Source organism: Endozoicomonas numazuensis (assembly GCF_000722635.1).
Taxonomy (GTDB): domain Bacteria; phylum Pseudomonadota; class Gammaproteobacteria; order Pseudomonadales; family Endozoicomonadaceae; genus Endozoicomonas_A; species Endozoicomonas_A numazuensis.
In genome coordinates this window covers 1,054,007-1,070,323 of record NZ_JOKH01000002.1, presented here as the reverse complement: position 1 = coordinate 1,070,323, position 16,317 = coordinate 1,054,007, and the positions used below count along the sequence as shown (strand labels likewise).

Sequence of the window (16,317 nt, the reverse complement as noted above, 5' to 3'; positions counted from 1 at the left end):
TACGTCAATATCCCGGTGTTACGCGATTATTCCCACAGGTAACACATTTGGATTAGGTAAAACTACCTACTGCAAATGATGGGGTTGTCGGGTTGTACGTATTTCGGGGGCTGCAGGCATGTTTAAAAAAGTTGGCACACCGATTGTATATATAGGATCGAAAGCAAGAAAAACTGCCGCAAATAACAATAATAATGAGGCAGATGAACCGACAAAAAATAATAATAATAAAAGTCGGTGACCGTACAAGTGGATTGGTTTACAGGGTGTTTTTTTGTGGTGTGGCAACCAACAGGGAAACCGGAGCTGAGAAGAATTGCAAAAGCAACGCCAGCATCCCGGTAAACAGGGAAGGATAATAAAGCAATTATCCACACAGCCTGTAAACCAATCCGCTTATCTTTATCTACAATAGTGTTCCGCTGAAACTTTCTTTTCCTTCATTCTTTTCCTTCATTGCCTTATTCTGACTGACGGCTGTTATATACCAGTTTGTTACGTGCTCTAAATTCTTTGAATACAGCTATAGCTTCTTCGGTCAGTACATTGTTGATCACTTCAGCATGAGCAGAGGAGCACTTTTGCTCAACGACCCGGTTAACCCCTGCACTGATTAGTTTCCCCGGCTCTTTCTCAAAGACTCCCGCCGCAAAAAGTCCTCCAGTGTCGTGCATCATATTCAGTTGGGAAAACCGAATAATCAGCGCCATCCGATCCTTAAGGTCAGGGATGCATTCAGGCAGCCCTAACAGTTCGGAGGCAAACCAGTCAGGGAGAGCGAGTTGAAACTGATGAGGAAAGTTCAGCATTCGTCACCATGACAAGAATATGGTCTTAGCAGGTAGTTTAGTCAGGAGTTGTCTGAAGTTAACTTCCCTGTTGAAACCCTCTCAAAACCCGTTCGGGCTGAGCCTGTCGAAGCCCAATACCACACCTTTCGACAAGCTCGGGGTGAGCGGCATCCGAATGTAAGTCGGGAAGTTGTTACGGAACTGTTTCCTGGTTACATCCGACAGTGTGGGGGTAACAGTTTAAAGAGAGTGTAAAGAGTAGGTGTGTGTTTCGTGATTTTTCGGATAGTACGTATTTCAAGGGATGCAGAGGTTTTTCAAAAAGTTGGCACAGGGATTGTATATAGATAGGCAACTAACAAAAAACTGCCGCTAATAAAAATAATAACAAGGCAGACGAATCGACCGACAATAACAATAATAATGGTCGATGTCCGTATAAGCGGATTGGTTTACAGGGTGTTTCAAGTGGTGTAGCAACCAATATGGAAGCCGGAAAGCTGAGAAGAACTGCAAAAAGCAGCACGAGCGAACCGGAATCATGGAAGAGCTATAAAGCAAGACTCCACACAGCCTTTAAACCAATCCGCTTTTTCTTTTCTGCTACTTTTTTCCTATTTCCTATTTCCTATTTCCTATTTCCTATTTCCTATTTCCTATAGCCAAGCGTTAATACCCGTACCGTTCGCACTGAGCTTGTCGAAGTGCATTACCAGAATCCTTCGACAAGCTCAGGATGAACGGAGTATGTATTTGCATTAATTCTTTATTGCATCAAAGCCCCAGATTTTTCGCGATTACTTCGTTCATAATCTCATAGGTTCCGCCACCGATTGAGAGTATCCGGCTTTCAAAAACCGCTCTCTGTGAGCCGGCGGGCAGCTTTCCTGACCGCCTGGTGTTCTTAAGTAAAAATGAGACAGGCTCATCCCTCAGCCTCCTCTGCAACAATTTCCAGTAAACATTGTCGGGTCTTGACCTGATCGCCAGCTGTTGAAGAAACGGTCTCTACCGTACCGGACACCCTTGCTTTCAGAGCATGTTCCATCTTCATGGCTTCCAGCACCATAACGGTCTGACCCACTTCTACCCGGTCGCCCGGTTTGGCCAGAACATCAATGATGACACCATCCATAGAGGCCAGAACACGGCCGTCACCGGATTGATTGGAAGACTGGGCAGGTGCGTGAGTCTGGTTTTGCCAGAGCGTATTGCCCTGCAAGGTGGAGAGATGAAGTTGGCCGGCAGAAAGAACAAAATGACAATACTGAGTACGTCCATCAACGGAATACTTCATGCGCTGGTCGTCAATAGACAACAGATTTAGAGTATGAGTCTGATCTCCGGACTGGATTTGATAATGATTTTTTTCGGTGACCGTCAGTGATACCGGGTAATCCTGCTCTTCGCCATTTGTGTCGCAATGCAGTTTATAGAGCCAGGGGGCAAAGCGTGTTGCTCCCCATACTTGTCGTTTATCGTGCCCCGGGTTTTCAAGCTGGAAGAATATCAGCGCTGCCAGAGCCGAGCTCAGTAGTAGGGTCTCTGCTGGTAGACAAAAAGCATCATCTTCAAATTGCTGATTAAGAAAAGCGGTAGTGGCCTGACCCTCGGCAAAGACAGGCTCTTTCAGTATCTGGCTAAGGAAGTGCTGGTTATGTTTTACGCCCAGCAGTTTCATATCTTCGAGGGCGCAAATCAGTTTTCGGCGAGCTGTTTCCCGATCGCTTCCGTAGGCGATAACCTTTGCCAGTATCGGATCATAAAATGGCGATACGGTCTGGTTAGTCTGAATACCATGGTCAACACGGACTTCGCCTGGAGGTTGCCAGTCCAGAATCTGACCAGTCTGGGGCAGAAAATTGTCCGCTGGGTCTTCAGCATAAAGACGAACTTCAATGGCGTGGCCATTCAGACTCACCTGCTCCTGAGATAAAGGCAGGGAATGACCTTCAGCCACCGTGATCTGCCAGGCTACCAGGTCGACTCCTGCTACCAGTTCGGTCACCGGGTGTTCAACCTGGAGTCGGGTATTCATTTCCAGAAAGTAGAAGTTGCGGTCGTGGTCTACCAGAAATTCAACGGTACCTGCACCTACATAATCGCAGCTCAAAGCAGCACGGACAGCCGCCTCACCCATCTGTTGTCGGAGTGAATCAGTCATAAAGGGAGAAGGTGATTCCTCGACTACTTTCTGGAATCTTCTCTGGATAGAGCAATCTCTTTCTCCCAGATAAATGCAGTGACCTTGTCGGTCAGCAAACACCTGAATTTCAATGTGTCTGGGTTCTACAATGGCTTTTTCCAGAATCAGTTCGCCACTGCCAAAAGCATTGGTTGCTTCCGAGCGGGCTGATTTCAGGTTTTCCAGCAGAGAAGCTTCGTCGTCAACCTGTCGCATACCCCGGCCACCACCACCGGCAGCAGCTTTAACCATGATCGGGAAGCCTATTCTTCTGGCTTCTGACTGCAGGGTTTCATCGCTCTGATCTGCGCCTTCATAGCCGGGAATACAGGGGACTCCTGCTTCCAGCATGGCGATCTTGGCCTGGCGTTTGTTGCCCATCAACTCAATGGCTCTGGCATCCGGACCAATAAAAGTGATACCTGAACGGGCACAGGCTTCTGAGAAGTCGGTATTCTCTGATAAAAAACCGTAACCAGGATGGATTGCATCTGCTCCAGTAGCATGGGCAGCAGCTAATATTGACTCCTGATTAAGATAAGAAGCTGAAACTTCTGGAGCGCCAATCAGAACAGCTTCGTCGGCCAGAGAGGTGTGCAGAGCATCATGATCTGCTTCGCTGTATACGGCAACAGTTCTATATCCCATAGCCTTGGCCGTGCGGATCACTCGTACGGCGATCTCGCCACGGTTGGCAACAAGAATTTTGTTTAATGAGGGCATGGTGTTTCTCATTTATGCTTTTGTTGGCTCATGGCTGTATTCATGTGCTGAAGATATTTTTGGTTGTTCATCAGGCCCAATGGGGTGAACGTTTCTCTTTAAAGGCCTGGATACCTTCAAGGCCTTCTTCGCCAGTGACTGCATTGGAAAACAGCCGGGCAGCATGATCCAGAGACTCTTGAGAAGGTTGACCGGCCATCGAAAGCATCAGGGCCTTGGTCATAGCGTTAGCGTCCGGAGCACAGCGTTTGACTCGCTTGATGGCTTCCTGAACGGCTGTATCAAGAGCTTCTGAGGAATCCACACACTGATGAACTATGCCCAGCTCACAGGCTTCGGTGCCGGAAATTCGTTCTCCCATCAGGGCTAGTCGACGTGCTTGGGTAAGGCCAATACGATGGACGACAAAAGGCGCAATCTGTGCCGGGGGAATCCCCAGAGTGGTTTCCGGCATGCCGAACTTTGCGGTCGAGGTACTGATGGCAAAGTCAGATACACAGACCATGCCAAAGCCGCCTCCCATCACAGCCCCTTCAATCGCTGCAATCACAACCTGTTCAAGATGACCGACGGCTGTGATTAAATCGCCAAATCTGCGATTGCTCTTAAAAGCACTTTCCGGCTCGCTGTTGGCTGAGTTCATACTTTTCAGGTCGGCACCAGCACAGAAGTGGCCGCCGTTACCTCGTAATACAATGGCTCGAACCGAACGATTGCCTTCCAGTTGACCAAAGACTTCCATTAACTCATCAATCATTTGATCACTGAGGGCATTGCGGGCTTCAGGGCGGTTCAGATGGATTGCCAGAGTGCCTTCTTCCAGACACGGTTGCAGTGTTTCAAAATCAGACAGTTTCATACGACATTAGCCTCTTTTCTGGCCGGACTTTCTTTGGCCTGGCAGTAGTCCCAGGTATTTGCAGATGATGCCCAGCATGACTTCGTCGGCACCGCCGCCAATCGACATCAGGCGGGAATCTCTGTAGAAGCGGGAAACCTTGTTATCCCACATGTAGCCCATGCCACCCCAAAATTGCAGGCAGCCATCAGTGACTTCACGGGCCAGGCGACCGGTCTTCAGCTTCAGCATGGAAGCCAGCTTGGTGACGTCTTCACCCCCGACGTATTGTTCAACGGCTTGATAGAAAGCGGCTCTGACAATTTCGGTTTCGGTCTGGAGTTCTGCCAGACGATAGTGGAGGTATTGATTATCCAGCAGTGGCTTACCAAAGGCTTTTCGTTCGTAGCAGTAGTCAGCGGTTTCACTGACGCAGAGGTCGAGGGTTTTCAACATGCTGCCGACACAAAACAGTCGCTCTTCCTGAAATTGCTGCATTTGCATGGTGAAACCCTGGCCTTCTGCTCCAATGCGGTAGCGCTGGGGAACCCGAACATCATCAAAGAAAATCTGGGCAGTATCGGAAGAGCGCATACCCAGCTTGTTCAGGCGTGGAGAAACCTCGACACCCGGGGTATTGGTGGGGACGATAATCAGTGACTTGTTGATGTGTTTTGCGTCATCAGAGGTGTTAGCCAGCACACACAGAAAGTCTGCCTGGGTGGAATTGGTGATCCACATTTTGCTGCCATTGATCACATAGTCATCGCCGTCTTTTCTGGCTTCTGTTTTGATAGCAGCAACGTCAGAACCTGCACCGGGTTCGCTGACCGCAATACTGGCCACCTGATCGCCGGCAATGGCAGGGGTCAGGAACTCATCACGTAATTCATGGCTGCCAAAGCGTGCCAGTGCGGGGGTTGCCATATTGGTTTGTACACCGACCGCCATTGGAATGCTGCCACAATGAATAGCACCCAGCTCTTCGGCTACTAGTGCTTCAAAGCTGTAGTCCAGCCCCAGTCCTCCGTATTCAACAGGCTTGGAGATCCCCAAAAGACCCAGATTGCCCAGCTTTTTAAAAAGGTCATGGGCGGGGAAAATACCTTCTTCTTCCCACTGTTCAACATAGGGGTTGATCTCTTTTTCGATGATCTGTGCCATGGTACGGCGAACTTCGCTGTGTTCCTCGGTAAATTTCATCAGATGCTCCGGTAGTTTTATTGGATTTGTTATAAACGTGCTGCGCCAAAAGTGATTGAGCGAGTCTGTCGTTGTTCGCCTTCATGACAGATGTCTAACAGGAAGCCCAATAACTGACGGCTGTCTCTTGGGTCAATCAGACCGTCATCCCAAAGTCTGGCTGTGCCAAAGATAGCTGTGGCGCTCTGGTTAAGAAAGTCGGCGGTACTTTTCTCCATGTGTTCCAGCTTCTGTTGATCGGCTTCCACACCTGCCTTGCGGGCTTTTTCTTCAGCCACGATTCTCAGTACCATGCCTGCCTGTTCTCCGCCCATAATGGCCGTTCTGGCCGATGGCCAGGCAAAGATGAAATGAGGGTCAAGGCCACGGCCACACATAGCGTAGTTACCTGCGCCGTAGGAGCCGCCAACAACCATGCTGATTTTGGGAACTTTGGCATTAGCGACGGCTTGAATCATTTTTGATCCGTGTTTGACGACGCCACCCTGCTCAGTTTCAGTACCGACCAGAAAACCTGTGGTGTTATGCAGGAAAAGCAAAGCCGTGTTGCTTTGTTCACAGAGTTGAATGAATTGAGATGCCTTATTGGCACCTTTGGGAGTGATCGGGCCATTATTGCCAATGATGCCAACAGGCAAACCTTCAATACGACAATGTCCACAGATAGTGCCCTGATCAAATCCTGGCTTGAACGCCATGAACTCGGAGCCATCAACGATTCGGGCAATCAACTCTTTAACGTCATAAGGCGTTTTGGGGTCTGATGGTACGATGCCGATCAACTCTTCCGGGTTATAGAGAGGTTCTTTGAACGGCTTCTGATTTTTTGGTAGAGGTTCCCAGTTCAGAGTTGTCATTACTTCCCGGGCGATCCGAATGCCATCGGCATCATTCTCTGCCAAGTACTCGCCGGTACCGGCGACAGCTGCGTGCATATCCGCTCCACCCAGCTCTTCATCGTCAGCAATTTCACCAGTGGCGGCTTTCAGCAGGGGAGGGCCGGCCAGGAAAATCTTGCTCTTGTTACGTACCAGAATCAGATAGTCAGAAAGCCCGGCCTGATAAGCGCCTCCAGCCGTGGCATTGCCATGCACAACCGTAATCTGGGGGATTCCAGCTGCTGACAGTCTGGCCTGATTGGCAAAACCATTGGCACCACGAACAAAAGATTCTGTCGCATAGTTGAGGTTGGCACCGCCGCTTTCCAGAAGGTTGATAATGGGTAGTTTATTTTCGAGCGCAATCTTCTGCGCCCGAATGGTCTTTTCCAAACCTATGGGCGAGAAAGTGCCACCTTTTACTGAGTAGTTGTTAACCTGCACCAGGCATCGGACACCGGACACATAACCAATACCGGCAATAAAGCCGCCGCCGGCGCTGCTGCCGTCTTTGTCGTCATACATTTTGTAGCCGACCAGAGAACCCAGTTCTATGAACGGTGCGCCTGGGTCCAGCAGGCAGTGAAGGCGTTCTCTGGGCAGCAACTTGTCGAGCTTGGCTAAAGCTTCGCGCTTCTTGCCTGCAGTATCGACGACCAGTTGTTCTATGATCTGAAATTCTCTGACTTTTTCTGACATCCACTCGGCATTGGCGGCAAAGCTTTCAGAGCCGGTATTGATGCTGGATTCGATAATAGCCATATTTGATAGGGGCCTCGTTAGCAGTCCTGAACGTTAAAAATTATTGTGATGCATGAGTGTATTTTTCAGTAATCCACTGAGGTGGGTTGGAACGGTGGAAACCATCAAAAGGCTCGTTATTTCTGGCTTTAGGCAGTGGCCAGCTGTGATTGCCCTGGGAAGCGGCACCGTCAATTCTCAGCGTTGAACCACTGATGAATGCGGCAGCCTCACTCAATAGAAAACAGATGGCGGCGCTGACTTCTGATTCAGTGCCCATCCGTTTCAGTGGAACATGCTGATAAAGTTGGGAGAGCATGTTTTTTGTGGCGTCGTCATAGGTATTCATGCCACTGGAAGCAACCCAGCCGGGTGCAACGGCATTGACCCTGACGCCACTCCGGCCCCATTCATAAGCTGCCGTTTTTGTGAAGTTATCCATACCGGCTCTGGCGGCTCCGGAATGTCCCATGCCCGGCATACCGCCCCAGTTGTCAGCAATAATATTGACGACACTGCCACCGTGTTCCTGCATGGATTGCTTGAAGACTTCTCTGGCCATCAGGAAGCCACCGATCAGATTGGTTCTTACAACCGCTTCGAAGCCGTTTTTACTGATATGTTCCAGTGGTGAAGGGAACTGGCCGCCAGCATTATTAACTAAGCCATGGATGACGCCTTTTTCTGCAACTACCCGGCTAACAAGTGCCGTAACACCTTCTTCATCACGGATATCACAGACCTGAATCGATGCACTGCCGCCGTCTTCAATAATCTCCTGTTGGACTTTTTCCAGTTTCTCCAGCTTTCTGCCTACCAAAATTACATGGGCGCCCAGTGCGCTGAGTTCGTGGGCTGTACAGCGTCCAATACCACTGCCACCACCGGTCACAATGATATTTTTGTTATTGAACAGGTCTTGTCTGAATATCGAAGCAAAGCTCATTGGTTATCCTGTCTTTACTGATCTTTAATTTTTTGGTTTATTCTTCTCATGGCTTTAGCTGGAAAGTTTTTGAGCCAGAGCAGGGGGGACGGGGACGGGGTAAGTCAGTATCTGCTGAGCATAAGTCTTGCCCTGAGGGTCTGGATTGAGGCTTGCAATACCGCCACCGCCCAGACTGTTTCTCAGCAGGAAGTTAAACGCACTCAAGCCTGGCAGATACCAGCGTGAAACATCACTGTCAGGATCATCCAGAACATGCGACATATGGTTAGCCATTGTTTCGACTGTCACTGCAGAAGCAATGTAGGGCACATAAGCTGACTGCCGGGCAATAACGCCGATATTGGCATGGTTACCCTTATCGCCACTTCGACACCAGGCCAGTTTTACCAGAGGAACCGTTGGCCAGTCAGGATCGGAAGAGACACTTTCAACAGACAATTCTGGTTGTACGTCCAGCGTTAAAGCGTTTGAAGAAGAATGGATAGAGACTGGAATGATTTCATCATCCAGCGACAGGTTAACGGATACATCACTCTTTGGAACCAACAGAGAGTACAGGCAGATGCGTGGTGAAACAGAAGGACGACCTCCGGTAACACTGCCAGCTATTCCTGAAGCCATTGCAGTAGCTGCCTGGGCGATCTCTTTTGAAAACAGCACCAGTGCTTTTTTGTCGGAATGGGTGACTGCAATGCGCATGACCACTTCTCTGAAGCCGCTGTCATTGGTTTGTGTCTGTTGTAGAGAGCCTGCACCCAATGTATCAATACGTGCCTGGGTGAAGTCATCAATACCTTTGCTGGCAAATAGACGACGACATTTGGCGAGAATACTTTCGGCTACAGATTCCGCTTTTGCTGCTGCCTCTATGCCACCTATCAGTAGGTTGGCGACACAGCGGAAACCATCCATCCAAGTCCCTGAAACTTTGTAGTAGCCAGAAGGTGCATAGCCTCTGGCTCCCGAAATTGATACTCGATTATTTCCGGTTTCTTCAAGTGTAACTTGGGAAAAGTCACAGACGACATCCGGTAGTAGATAGTGTCGAGGGTTATCTATTTCATAGAGGATCTGTTCTGAAACCGTACCTGTATTGACCAGTCCCCCGGTTTTTTCCGGTTTGGTAACCTCGAAGTGACCGTCTTCAAAACATTTAATGACCGGGAAGCCCATATCTTCAAAGCCGGAAACGGTATCCCAGTCCGTGAAGTTTCCTCCTGTGCACTGGGTACCGCACTCTATGACATGACCTGCCAGACTGGCCTGGGCCAGTTTGTCGTAATCGTCAGGTTTCCAACCAAATTCATAGGCAAGAGCGCCTGTCACAACGGCGCTGTCCACTATACGACCTGTGATGACTATATCGGCGCCAGCAGCCAGTGCTGCGCTGATGCCTTCATAGCCGAGGTAGGCATTCAGACTGACAAAACTCTCAGGCATCGGAGCCTGACTGAACATTTCTGTCAGTCCCTGCTCCCGGTAATGTTGCTGTTGATCGAGAAGGTTATCGCCGGTGACAACGGCTACTTTCAGAGACAAACCTGCTTCTGAAATGATTTTACAGAGCGCATCTCTGCAAGCCTTTGGATTAATGCCGCCAGCGTTACTGATAACTTTTATATTCTTTTGAGCAATGGGCTCAAGGAGAGGGGCCAAGGTCTGGACGAAGTCCGGGGCATAACCCATATCCGGATTTTTCATGCGAGCTGCAGCCATGATGGACAGGGTGACTTCGGCGAGATAATCAAAGACCAGATAGTCCAGTGATGTTTGGGTCACCAGCTGGTGGGCGGCTGTGCTGGTATCGCCCCAGAAGGCAGAGGCGCAACCGATGCGAATGCTTTTATCGATATTTTTTTCAAGGTTGTGCTCAGAGCTTTTTTTTGGCGCAAGACTATTTGAATTCATTGTTAACTGCTTGGACGCCACTGGCATCCTGTTCGGGCAAGGGGTATATTTAAGTTACCAAGCAAGCGCTTGGTTGGCAAATTTTCAATGAACTGTTATCCATGAAATGACTGCTCTATCATGCGCAGGTTATTTCATGGTTTGGGTGAGTGATGCAGGGTTTACATGGCATTGCTCTCAATGTTGAGTACGGATTCAGGTCGAATGTGTGAGTGAAATACCTTCTGTTCTGCAGACACTGTTAGATCAAAAAATTATCAATGCCCCTGACAGTGCCAAAGGTCGTTTGTTAAGAACGGCGGCTCATCTGTTTGTTGAGAGGGGATACGAGCGTACGACAGTGAGAGAGCTGGCAAAGGCTCTGGGGATTCAGTCTGGCAGTCTTTTCTACCACTACCCCAATAAAGCAGCGATTTTAAAAGCGGTGCTGGTTGAGACTATTCACATCAATACTGCGCGTATGCAGGAAGCCCTCTCCCGTACAACGAACCCCAAACAGCAGGTGCTTGCTCTGATTCGATGTGAGATTGAATCCATAATAGGCGATACCGGTGAGGCTATGTCTTTACTTTTGTCAGAATGGCGCTCACTCACCGAAGAAAGTCAGGCCGATATACTGGAACTGCGGGATCAGTATGAAAGTCTGTGGCTAAATAGTTTAAAAGCGTGTGAAAAAGACGGCTTGCTGGTGATCGACCCACATATTCTCAGGCATTTTCTACGAGGTGCTATATCGTGGGTGAAAGTCTGGTATGACCCTGATGGCCGTCTGGATCTGGAGCAGTTGTGTGAAATGACCTTGACCATGGCGGTTAAGCAGGGCTAAAGCCGCCAATAAATGACAATATCCCAGAAATTGCTCCCCGGCTCGGGCATCCTGCTTCACTCTAACTCCTACTTCCTGTAGTCGTGCATTTCTGGGATACCGGACGTCCTGTACATAAAAAAGGCCGACATAGTAGCCGGCCTCAAGAAAATCAGTCAGTTAGCTTTCAGGCACCCTGGCCTTGTTGATCACCGATGTGGTGGAAGTCGATGTTTTCATCGCTTTCACCCGCTTCAAGGTCGTTATAAACCTGCTGGTTCATCTCGCCTTCGCTCTTGGCTACGATACAAGTTACTACGCTGTCTCCAGTGATGTTAACTGCGGTGCGAACCATGTCGAGCAGGCGATCCACGCCCATGATCAGAGCAATACCTTCCAGAGGCAGACCAACTTGCTGCAGAACCATCGCCAGCATAACCAGGCCAACACCAGGGACACCTGCAGTACCGATAGACGCCAGAGTAGCGGTCACAATAACCATCAGATAGTCACTCATACCCAGATCAATGCCAAAGGCCTGAGCGATGAAGACGGTTGCTGCACCCTGCATAATGGCAGTACCGTCCATGTTGATGGTGCTGCCTAGAGGGATAGTGAAAGAAGCGACCTTGTTGCTGACACCCATACGACGGGTAACGGCTTCCAGAGTCACTGGAATAGTGGCGTTACTGGAGGCTGTAGTGAAAGCGAACATGAAGGCATCCTGAATCTTTTTCAGGAAGATACGAGGGCTAAGGCCCGTCGTTATTTTCAGTAGACCACAATAAGTAATGAACAGCTGAAGAGCCAGAGCACCCAAAACGACCAGGAAGTATTGAATCAGGTTACCGATGGCACCCAGATCAATAGTGTAAAAGAGCTTGGCCATCAGTCCCATAACACCGTATGGCGCCAGGTTCATGATCAGTGTAACCAGCTTCATCATGACTTCGTTCAGAGCTACAAACAGTTTTACGATGGGTTCAGCAGGCTTGCCTGCAGCAGCGATGGCAATACCAAACAGCAGGGCAAATACGATGATCTGCAGTGTGTTTCCGGAAGCCATGGCTTCAATGGGGTTAGCCGGGAACATACCGATAATGACTTCGGTGATGGAGGGGGCGGTAGAAGCAGCAAAAGAAGATGCGCTTTCCAGATTGGCACCTTCACCCGGACCTATCAGCAGAGCCAGACCCATTGCCAGACAGATAGCAATACAGGTAGTCAGAAGATAAAAGACAACGGTCTTTCCGCCCAGGCGGCCCAGAACAGTAACATCTTTCAGGGAACAAGCGCCGCAAACGATAGACGTAAATACCAGAGGTACAACGATCATTTTCAAAGCGGTCAGAAATATTTGACCAATGACGTTGAATACGCCATTTACCAGGTAGTGCTCAATAAAAGTACTACCTGTAAACTGGCGCATTACCAGACCTATAGCCAAGCCTGCCATCATGCCGATCAGCACTTTCGCTGTGAGGGAAAGTCGAATCCACTGCTTCATATTGATTTCCTGTATTGCCAAACATGTCTCTTTCGTTTTTCAGCTGTGTTTTTACTTTCACGAAAGAGTTATACGGGGAAGTGTTAGATCAGACTTTTTTAGAAGTGTTATCGCTGAACAACTCCAGCGATTTCTTGCGGCGCTTATGGAGTTTAATAGGCCTGCCGGGTTATTTGGCAGGTTGTGCTGGTCACAATATATTGCTCCAGCACCCCCGATCTTTATACAGCTTAAGTTTGTTTGCTATAAAGCGGGTTTGATCTGGATCAATAAATGGATAAAGAATGATCAAAATACCAGGTTTTTAATGTATTTAACTTGGTTGTCCTGATTTTCTGGTTGATTTATCTATTGTTGTGAGGCCTTTTTGAAGGAATCTGTAACAGACTTTCCAGTCTGATCAAGGCTTGATTCAAGGTTCCGGGTTAGGGGGTTGATGTTGGTATCCAGCATCTCAAGAATCTCGGTTTGATTAAGACCTGTCAGCATGCTGGGTTCCTCATGGTAAAGCCAGTGATGAGTGGGTAGACCAAACTGGATGACCATCAAATTTCTGTCCAGAGGAGAACGATTAACCTGACCTCCATGAATCAGCTTTGGGTGAATGGCGACGGCTTGTCCGGGTTTCAGTTCCAGAGAGATGCTTTGTTCATGGTTATTAACATCCAGAGGTTGTTTTTTGTGTTCCCTGATAGCTCGCTCGTCACTGAGAGTATGGCTGTTGGCAATAATCCGGGTACAGGTATGGGCTGGTTGAATGTCTTCCAGTGGTAGCAGTAATCGGAAAAAATGGTCGGAGTGTTCCGGGCAGATATACTGATTGGGAAAATCTCTGTGCCAGCTTAAAGACGGGTCATTATTAGCTAGTTTTCTAGTGACATTGGAGAAGTGGTAAACGACTTCATCGTCACCCAGAATTGCGCTGGCTATATCCCAGAGATCCGGGTTAATTATGAGCATTGCAAAGGTGCTGGACAGCTCTACAGGTTCACCAATCAGGTAAGGTTCCTCCTCAATATCCTGTTGATCTCCCAATGGACTTAGATAGTCCGACATTTCTGACAGAGGAACAACATAGTCACTCAGAAGCTGTTTGTCCTGTTTGAAGAGATTGCGAATGCGGTTGATTTCATTCTTGGCAGATTCCCTGCAATTGTCAGAGATGACGTTATTGAAAACCTGATACCCCAGTTCCCGGTAGCTCATGCTCAGCCTTAAAGAAGATAGATTCCTAATTGAGGGCAAACAGTATAGCAATGGAATGGAGGTAGGTTGTTTGCACGTCAAAAGACGTGCAAACAGAAAGCAATGGTCAGCAGACCATTAGAAAGAGAAGAACTATTAGCAGAAAGACATACGGATGCGACGATACTCTGGGCTCCAGCGCTTCGCTCTGATCTTTTGTTCCAGATCGGTCAGTTCAGTCACTGGTGCCAGACCTTCCTTCTGAGCCTGTAGAGCGACTGCAAGGGCAATGTCGTTGGTGACGTGCTGAATACGATCCATCAGAGGCAGTAAGGGGGCTTCCCGATTGACCAGCGCAGGAGAGGCCAGAGCCAGTGTTTCTACTGCTACGTTGAGCATCTTGTCAGAAATACGGTTTGCGCCAGAAGCCAACACACCCAGACCCAGACCAGGGAAAATATAAATATTGTTGCACTGGGCAATAGGATAGGCACGATCATTAAATTGAACGGGCTCAAATGGGCTACCAGTAGCAATCAGGGCTTTGCCGTTAGTCCACTTGATGATGTCTTCAGGCAGGGCTTCCACCTGACTGATCGGGTTCGACAGTGGGAAGATAATAGGCTGCTCGTGATTGGCTGCCATATTTTCAATAATTTCTTGGGTGAACAGGCCCGGTTGTCCGGAAACGCCAATGATGGCATCCGGTTTGGCAATACGAATGACATCGGCCAGGGAAGCTCCGCCTTCTGCAGGCCAGTTTTCGATATCGGCAAAACGGTGAGTCAGCTTCTGTTGGAACGGACGAAGGCCTTCCATCTGGTCGTGCACCAGACCATCACGATCGACCATGTAAATGCGCTGGCGGGCTTCTTCGTCAGACAGGCCACGACCTACCATCAGACGAATAATCTGTTCAGCAATACCACAACCGGCTGAGCCGGCGCCCAGGAAGGCTACGCTCAGGTCTTCAATGGATTTACCAGCGGCTTTGGCTGCAGCCATCAGGGTTGCAGCAGTGACACCGGCAGTACCCTGAATATCGTCGTTGAAGGTACAAAGTTCGTCACGGTACTTCTCCAGCAGAGGCGTAGCGTGGTTGATAGCGAAATCTTCAAACTGCAGCAAAGCATTTGGCCAGCGACGTTTAAGTGCCTGAATGAACAGTTCGAGAAACTCATAGTAATCGTCGTCACCAATTCGCTCATGACGCCATCCCAGGTAATTGGGATCTTCCAGCAGTTTCTTGTTATTGGTGCCGCAATCGAGAGTGATGGGCAGTGTCAGGTTGGGTGTGATACCACCTACAGCAGAGTAAAGAGAAAGCTTACCGATACAGATACCCATACCACCAATACCCTGGTCGCCCAGACCCAGAATACGCTCACCATCAGTGACCACAATGACTTCAATATTGCGTTTGAAGTTTGCCAGCATCGCATCAATCTGGTCCCGCTCAGGGAAAGAGATATAGAGGCCACGAGGACGACGATACAAATCGCTGTATCTCTGACAGGCTTGACCTACCACAGGGGTATAGATGATAGGCAGCATTTCCTGGAGATGACGCTGAACCAGAGCGTAGAAAAGCGTTTCGTTCGTATCTTGAAGGGAGCGCAGATAAATATGCTTGAGAATAGGGGTCGGTTTGATCACAAATGACTTGTAGGCACGACGGCATTGCTCTTCCAGTGTCTCGACACGAGGAGGCAGCAGGCCGTGCAAGTCCAGTTCACTTCGCTCTTCAAACGTGAAGGCTGTGCCCTTGTTCAGCAAGGGGTTTTCGAGAAGCATGCGACCTGAAAGGCCGGTATGAATGCTGTTGGAGTCTAGATCGGTCATTATTCAGTTCCAGTGGTGGCTCTGGAGAGTGCATCAGGTGTTCAAGACGGGTAACCCCGCGAATCTGGCTTCTATACCAGTTTGCAGAGGTGCTTGGCACTGTCATGATTTGTGAGTCTAAGGATAAGTGTTGATCTTCATCTTAAATAGACAGGAAAAGCCGAAGTGACCATGCGTGCTTATTACTGGATAAGTCTCTATCTATGGCTGTCATGAAGTGATGCGTAGTTCATTACCGATAAAAATATCTTACTGACAGTATACAGGCACTGTTTTTTGAATTTCAGGCGTCTGAAATTTTGTCAGGGCACTGCGTTCTGAGAAAACCACCCTGCACAAATTGATAGTACGAGCTTTTGTTTATGTGTTGCTGCTTATAAAGCAACCATCGTCGTTTTGTTGAGTAAGAGTGTTACATAATATTGTGACTGTTACCCGCTTGGGTTTCGTGGGTAACATAATAGACCAGTCCATGGGGTAGGTTTATTTGTCGCCCCTCTAGTTATATGTACTTATCTTGGGTGGTTTGGACCGGTTGGTAAAAGTTGGCACGAGGTTTGTATATATAGGTTCAAGAATAATAAAAACAGCCAGAATAAAAATAATAACAGGCTGATACAGCTGACCACGAATAAAAATAATAACGTGTCAGCAGCAAGCAGATAGGTTTGCAGGGTGATTGTTTGAGGTACTGCTACCAAGACGGACCCTTTCAGCCTAACAAGGTTTTTTTATATTGTCTCAGAGCAATAAAAATAACCT

The 16,317-nt window shown here is 48.6% G+C and carries 12 protein-coding genes; 2 read left to right on the top strand and 10 right to left on the bottom strand.

Going from position 1 to position 16,317, the window contains the following annotated elements; genetic code table 11:
- The first annotated feature begins 118 nt into the window (after positions 1-118).
- A complete protein-coding gene (locus GZ78_RS30655; protein WP_269078759.1) occupies positions 119-241 on the top strand; it encodes a hypothetical protein in 123 nt (40 codons plus the stop codon).
- A 220-nt stretch (positions 242-461) separates the two neighbouring features.
- On the opposite strand, the gene GZ78_RS12000 is transcribed toward GZ78_RS30655, so the two are convergent.
- From GZ78_RS12000 to GZ78_RS11970, 7 genes are all read right to left on the bottom strand, one after another.
- Entirely contained in the window at positions 462-809 is a 348-nt protein-coding gene (locus GZ78_RS12000; protein WP_051786092.1) for a cytidine/deoxycytidylate deaminase family protein, read from the bottom strand.
- Between the two features lie 907 nt (positions 810-1,716).
- Positions 1,717-3,699, bottom strand: coding sequence for an acetyl/propionyl/methylcrotonyl-CoA carboxylase subunit alpha (locus GZ78_RS11995; RefSeq protein WP_034836591.1), 1,983 nt, complete (start codon positions 3,697-3,699; stop codon positions 1,717-1,719).
- 70 nt (positions 3,700-3,769) lie between these two features.
- Positions 3,770-4,558, bottom strand: a complete 789-nt coding sequence (locus GZ78_RS11990) for an enoyl-CoA hydratase/isomerase family protein (protein WP_034835733.1) — start codon at positions 4,556-4,558, stop codon at positions 3,770-3,772.
- Between the two features lie 6 nt (positions 4,559-4,564).
- A complete protein-coding gene (locus GZ78_RS11985; RefSeq protein WP_034835730.1) occupies positions 4,565-5,740 on the bottom strand; it encodes an acyl-CoA dehydrogenase family protein in 1,176 nt (391 codons plus the stop codon).
- 29 nt (positions 5,741-5,769) lie between these two features.
- Positions 5,770-7,380, bottom strand: coding sequence for an acyl-CoA carboxylase subunit beta (locus tag GZ78_RS11980; RefSeq protein WP_034835728.1), 1,611 nt, complete (start codon positions 7,378-7,380; stop codon positions 5,770-5,772).
- A 40-nt stretch (positions 7,381-7,420) separates the two neighbouring features.
- Entirely contained in the window at positions 7,421-8,305 is an 885-nt protein-coding gene (locus GZ78_RS11975; protein WP_034835724.1) for an SDR family oxidoreductase, read from the bottom strand.
- Positions 8,306-8,359: 54 nt separating this feature from the next.
- Complete coding sequence (locus GZ78_RS11970) at positions 8,360-10,216, bottom strand: acyclic terpene utilization AtuA family protein (protein ID WP_051786091.1); 1,857 nt, start codon at positions 10,214-10,216, stop codon at positions 8,360-8,362.
- Positions 10,217-10,424: 208 nt separating this feature from the next.
- On the opposite strand from GZ78_RS11970, the gene GZ78_RS11965 reads away from it, so the two are divergent.
- Positions 10,425-11,042: a TetR/AcrR family transcriptional regulator gene (locus GZ78_RS11965; RefSeq protein ID WP_034835722.1), complete on the top strand. Its 618-nt coding sequence runs from the start codon at positions 10,425-10,427 to the stop codon at positions 11,040-11,042.
- A 166-nt stretch (positions 11,043-11,208) separates the two neighbouring features.
- Here the strand turns inward: GZ78_RS11965 and GZ78_RS11960 are convergent, their stop codons facing one another.
- The 3 genes from GZ78_RS11960 to GZ78_RS11950 all read right to left on the bottom strand — a co-directional run bounded on the left by GZ78_RS11960 (position 11,209) and on the right by GZ78_RS11950 (position 15,555).
- Positions 11,209-12,528, bottom strand: coding sequence for a dicarboxylate/amino acid:cation symporter (locus tag GZ78_RS11960; RefSeq protein ID WP_152558675.1), 1,320 nt, complete (start codon positions 12,526-12,528; stop codon positions 11,209-11,211).
- A gap of 348 nt (positions 12,529-12,876) precedes the next feature.
- Positions 12,877-13,734, bottom strand: coding sequence for a phytanoyl-CoA dioxygenase family protein (locus GZ78_RS11955; protein WP_034835720.1), 858 nt, complete (start codon positions 13,732-13,734; stop codon positions 12,877-12,879).
- 135 nt (positions 13,735-13,869) lie between these two features.
- A complete protein-coding gene (locus tag GZ78_RS11950) occupies positions 13,870-15,555 on the bottom strand; it encodes an NAD-dependent malic enzyme (protein WP_034835717.1) in 1,686 nt (561 codons plus the stop codon).
- Positions 15,556-16,317 lie beyond the last annotated feature (762 nt).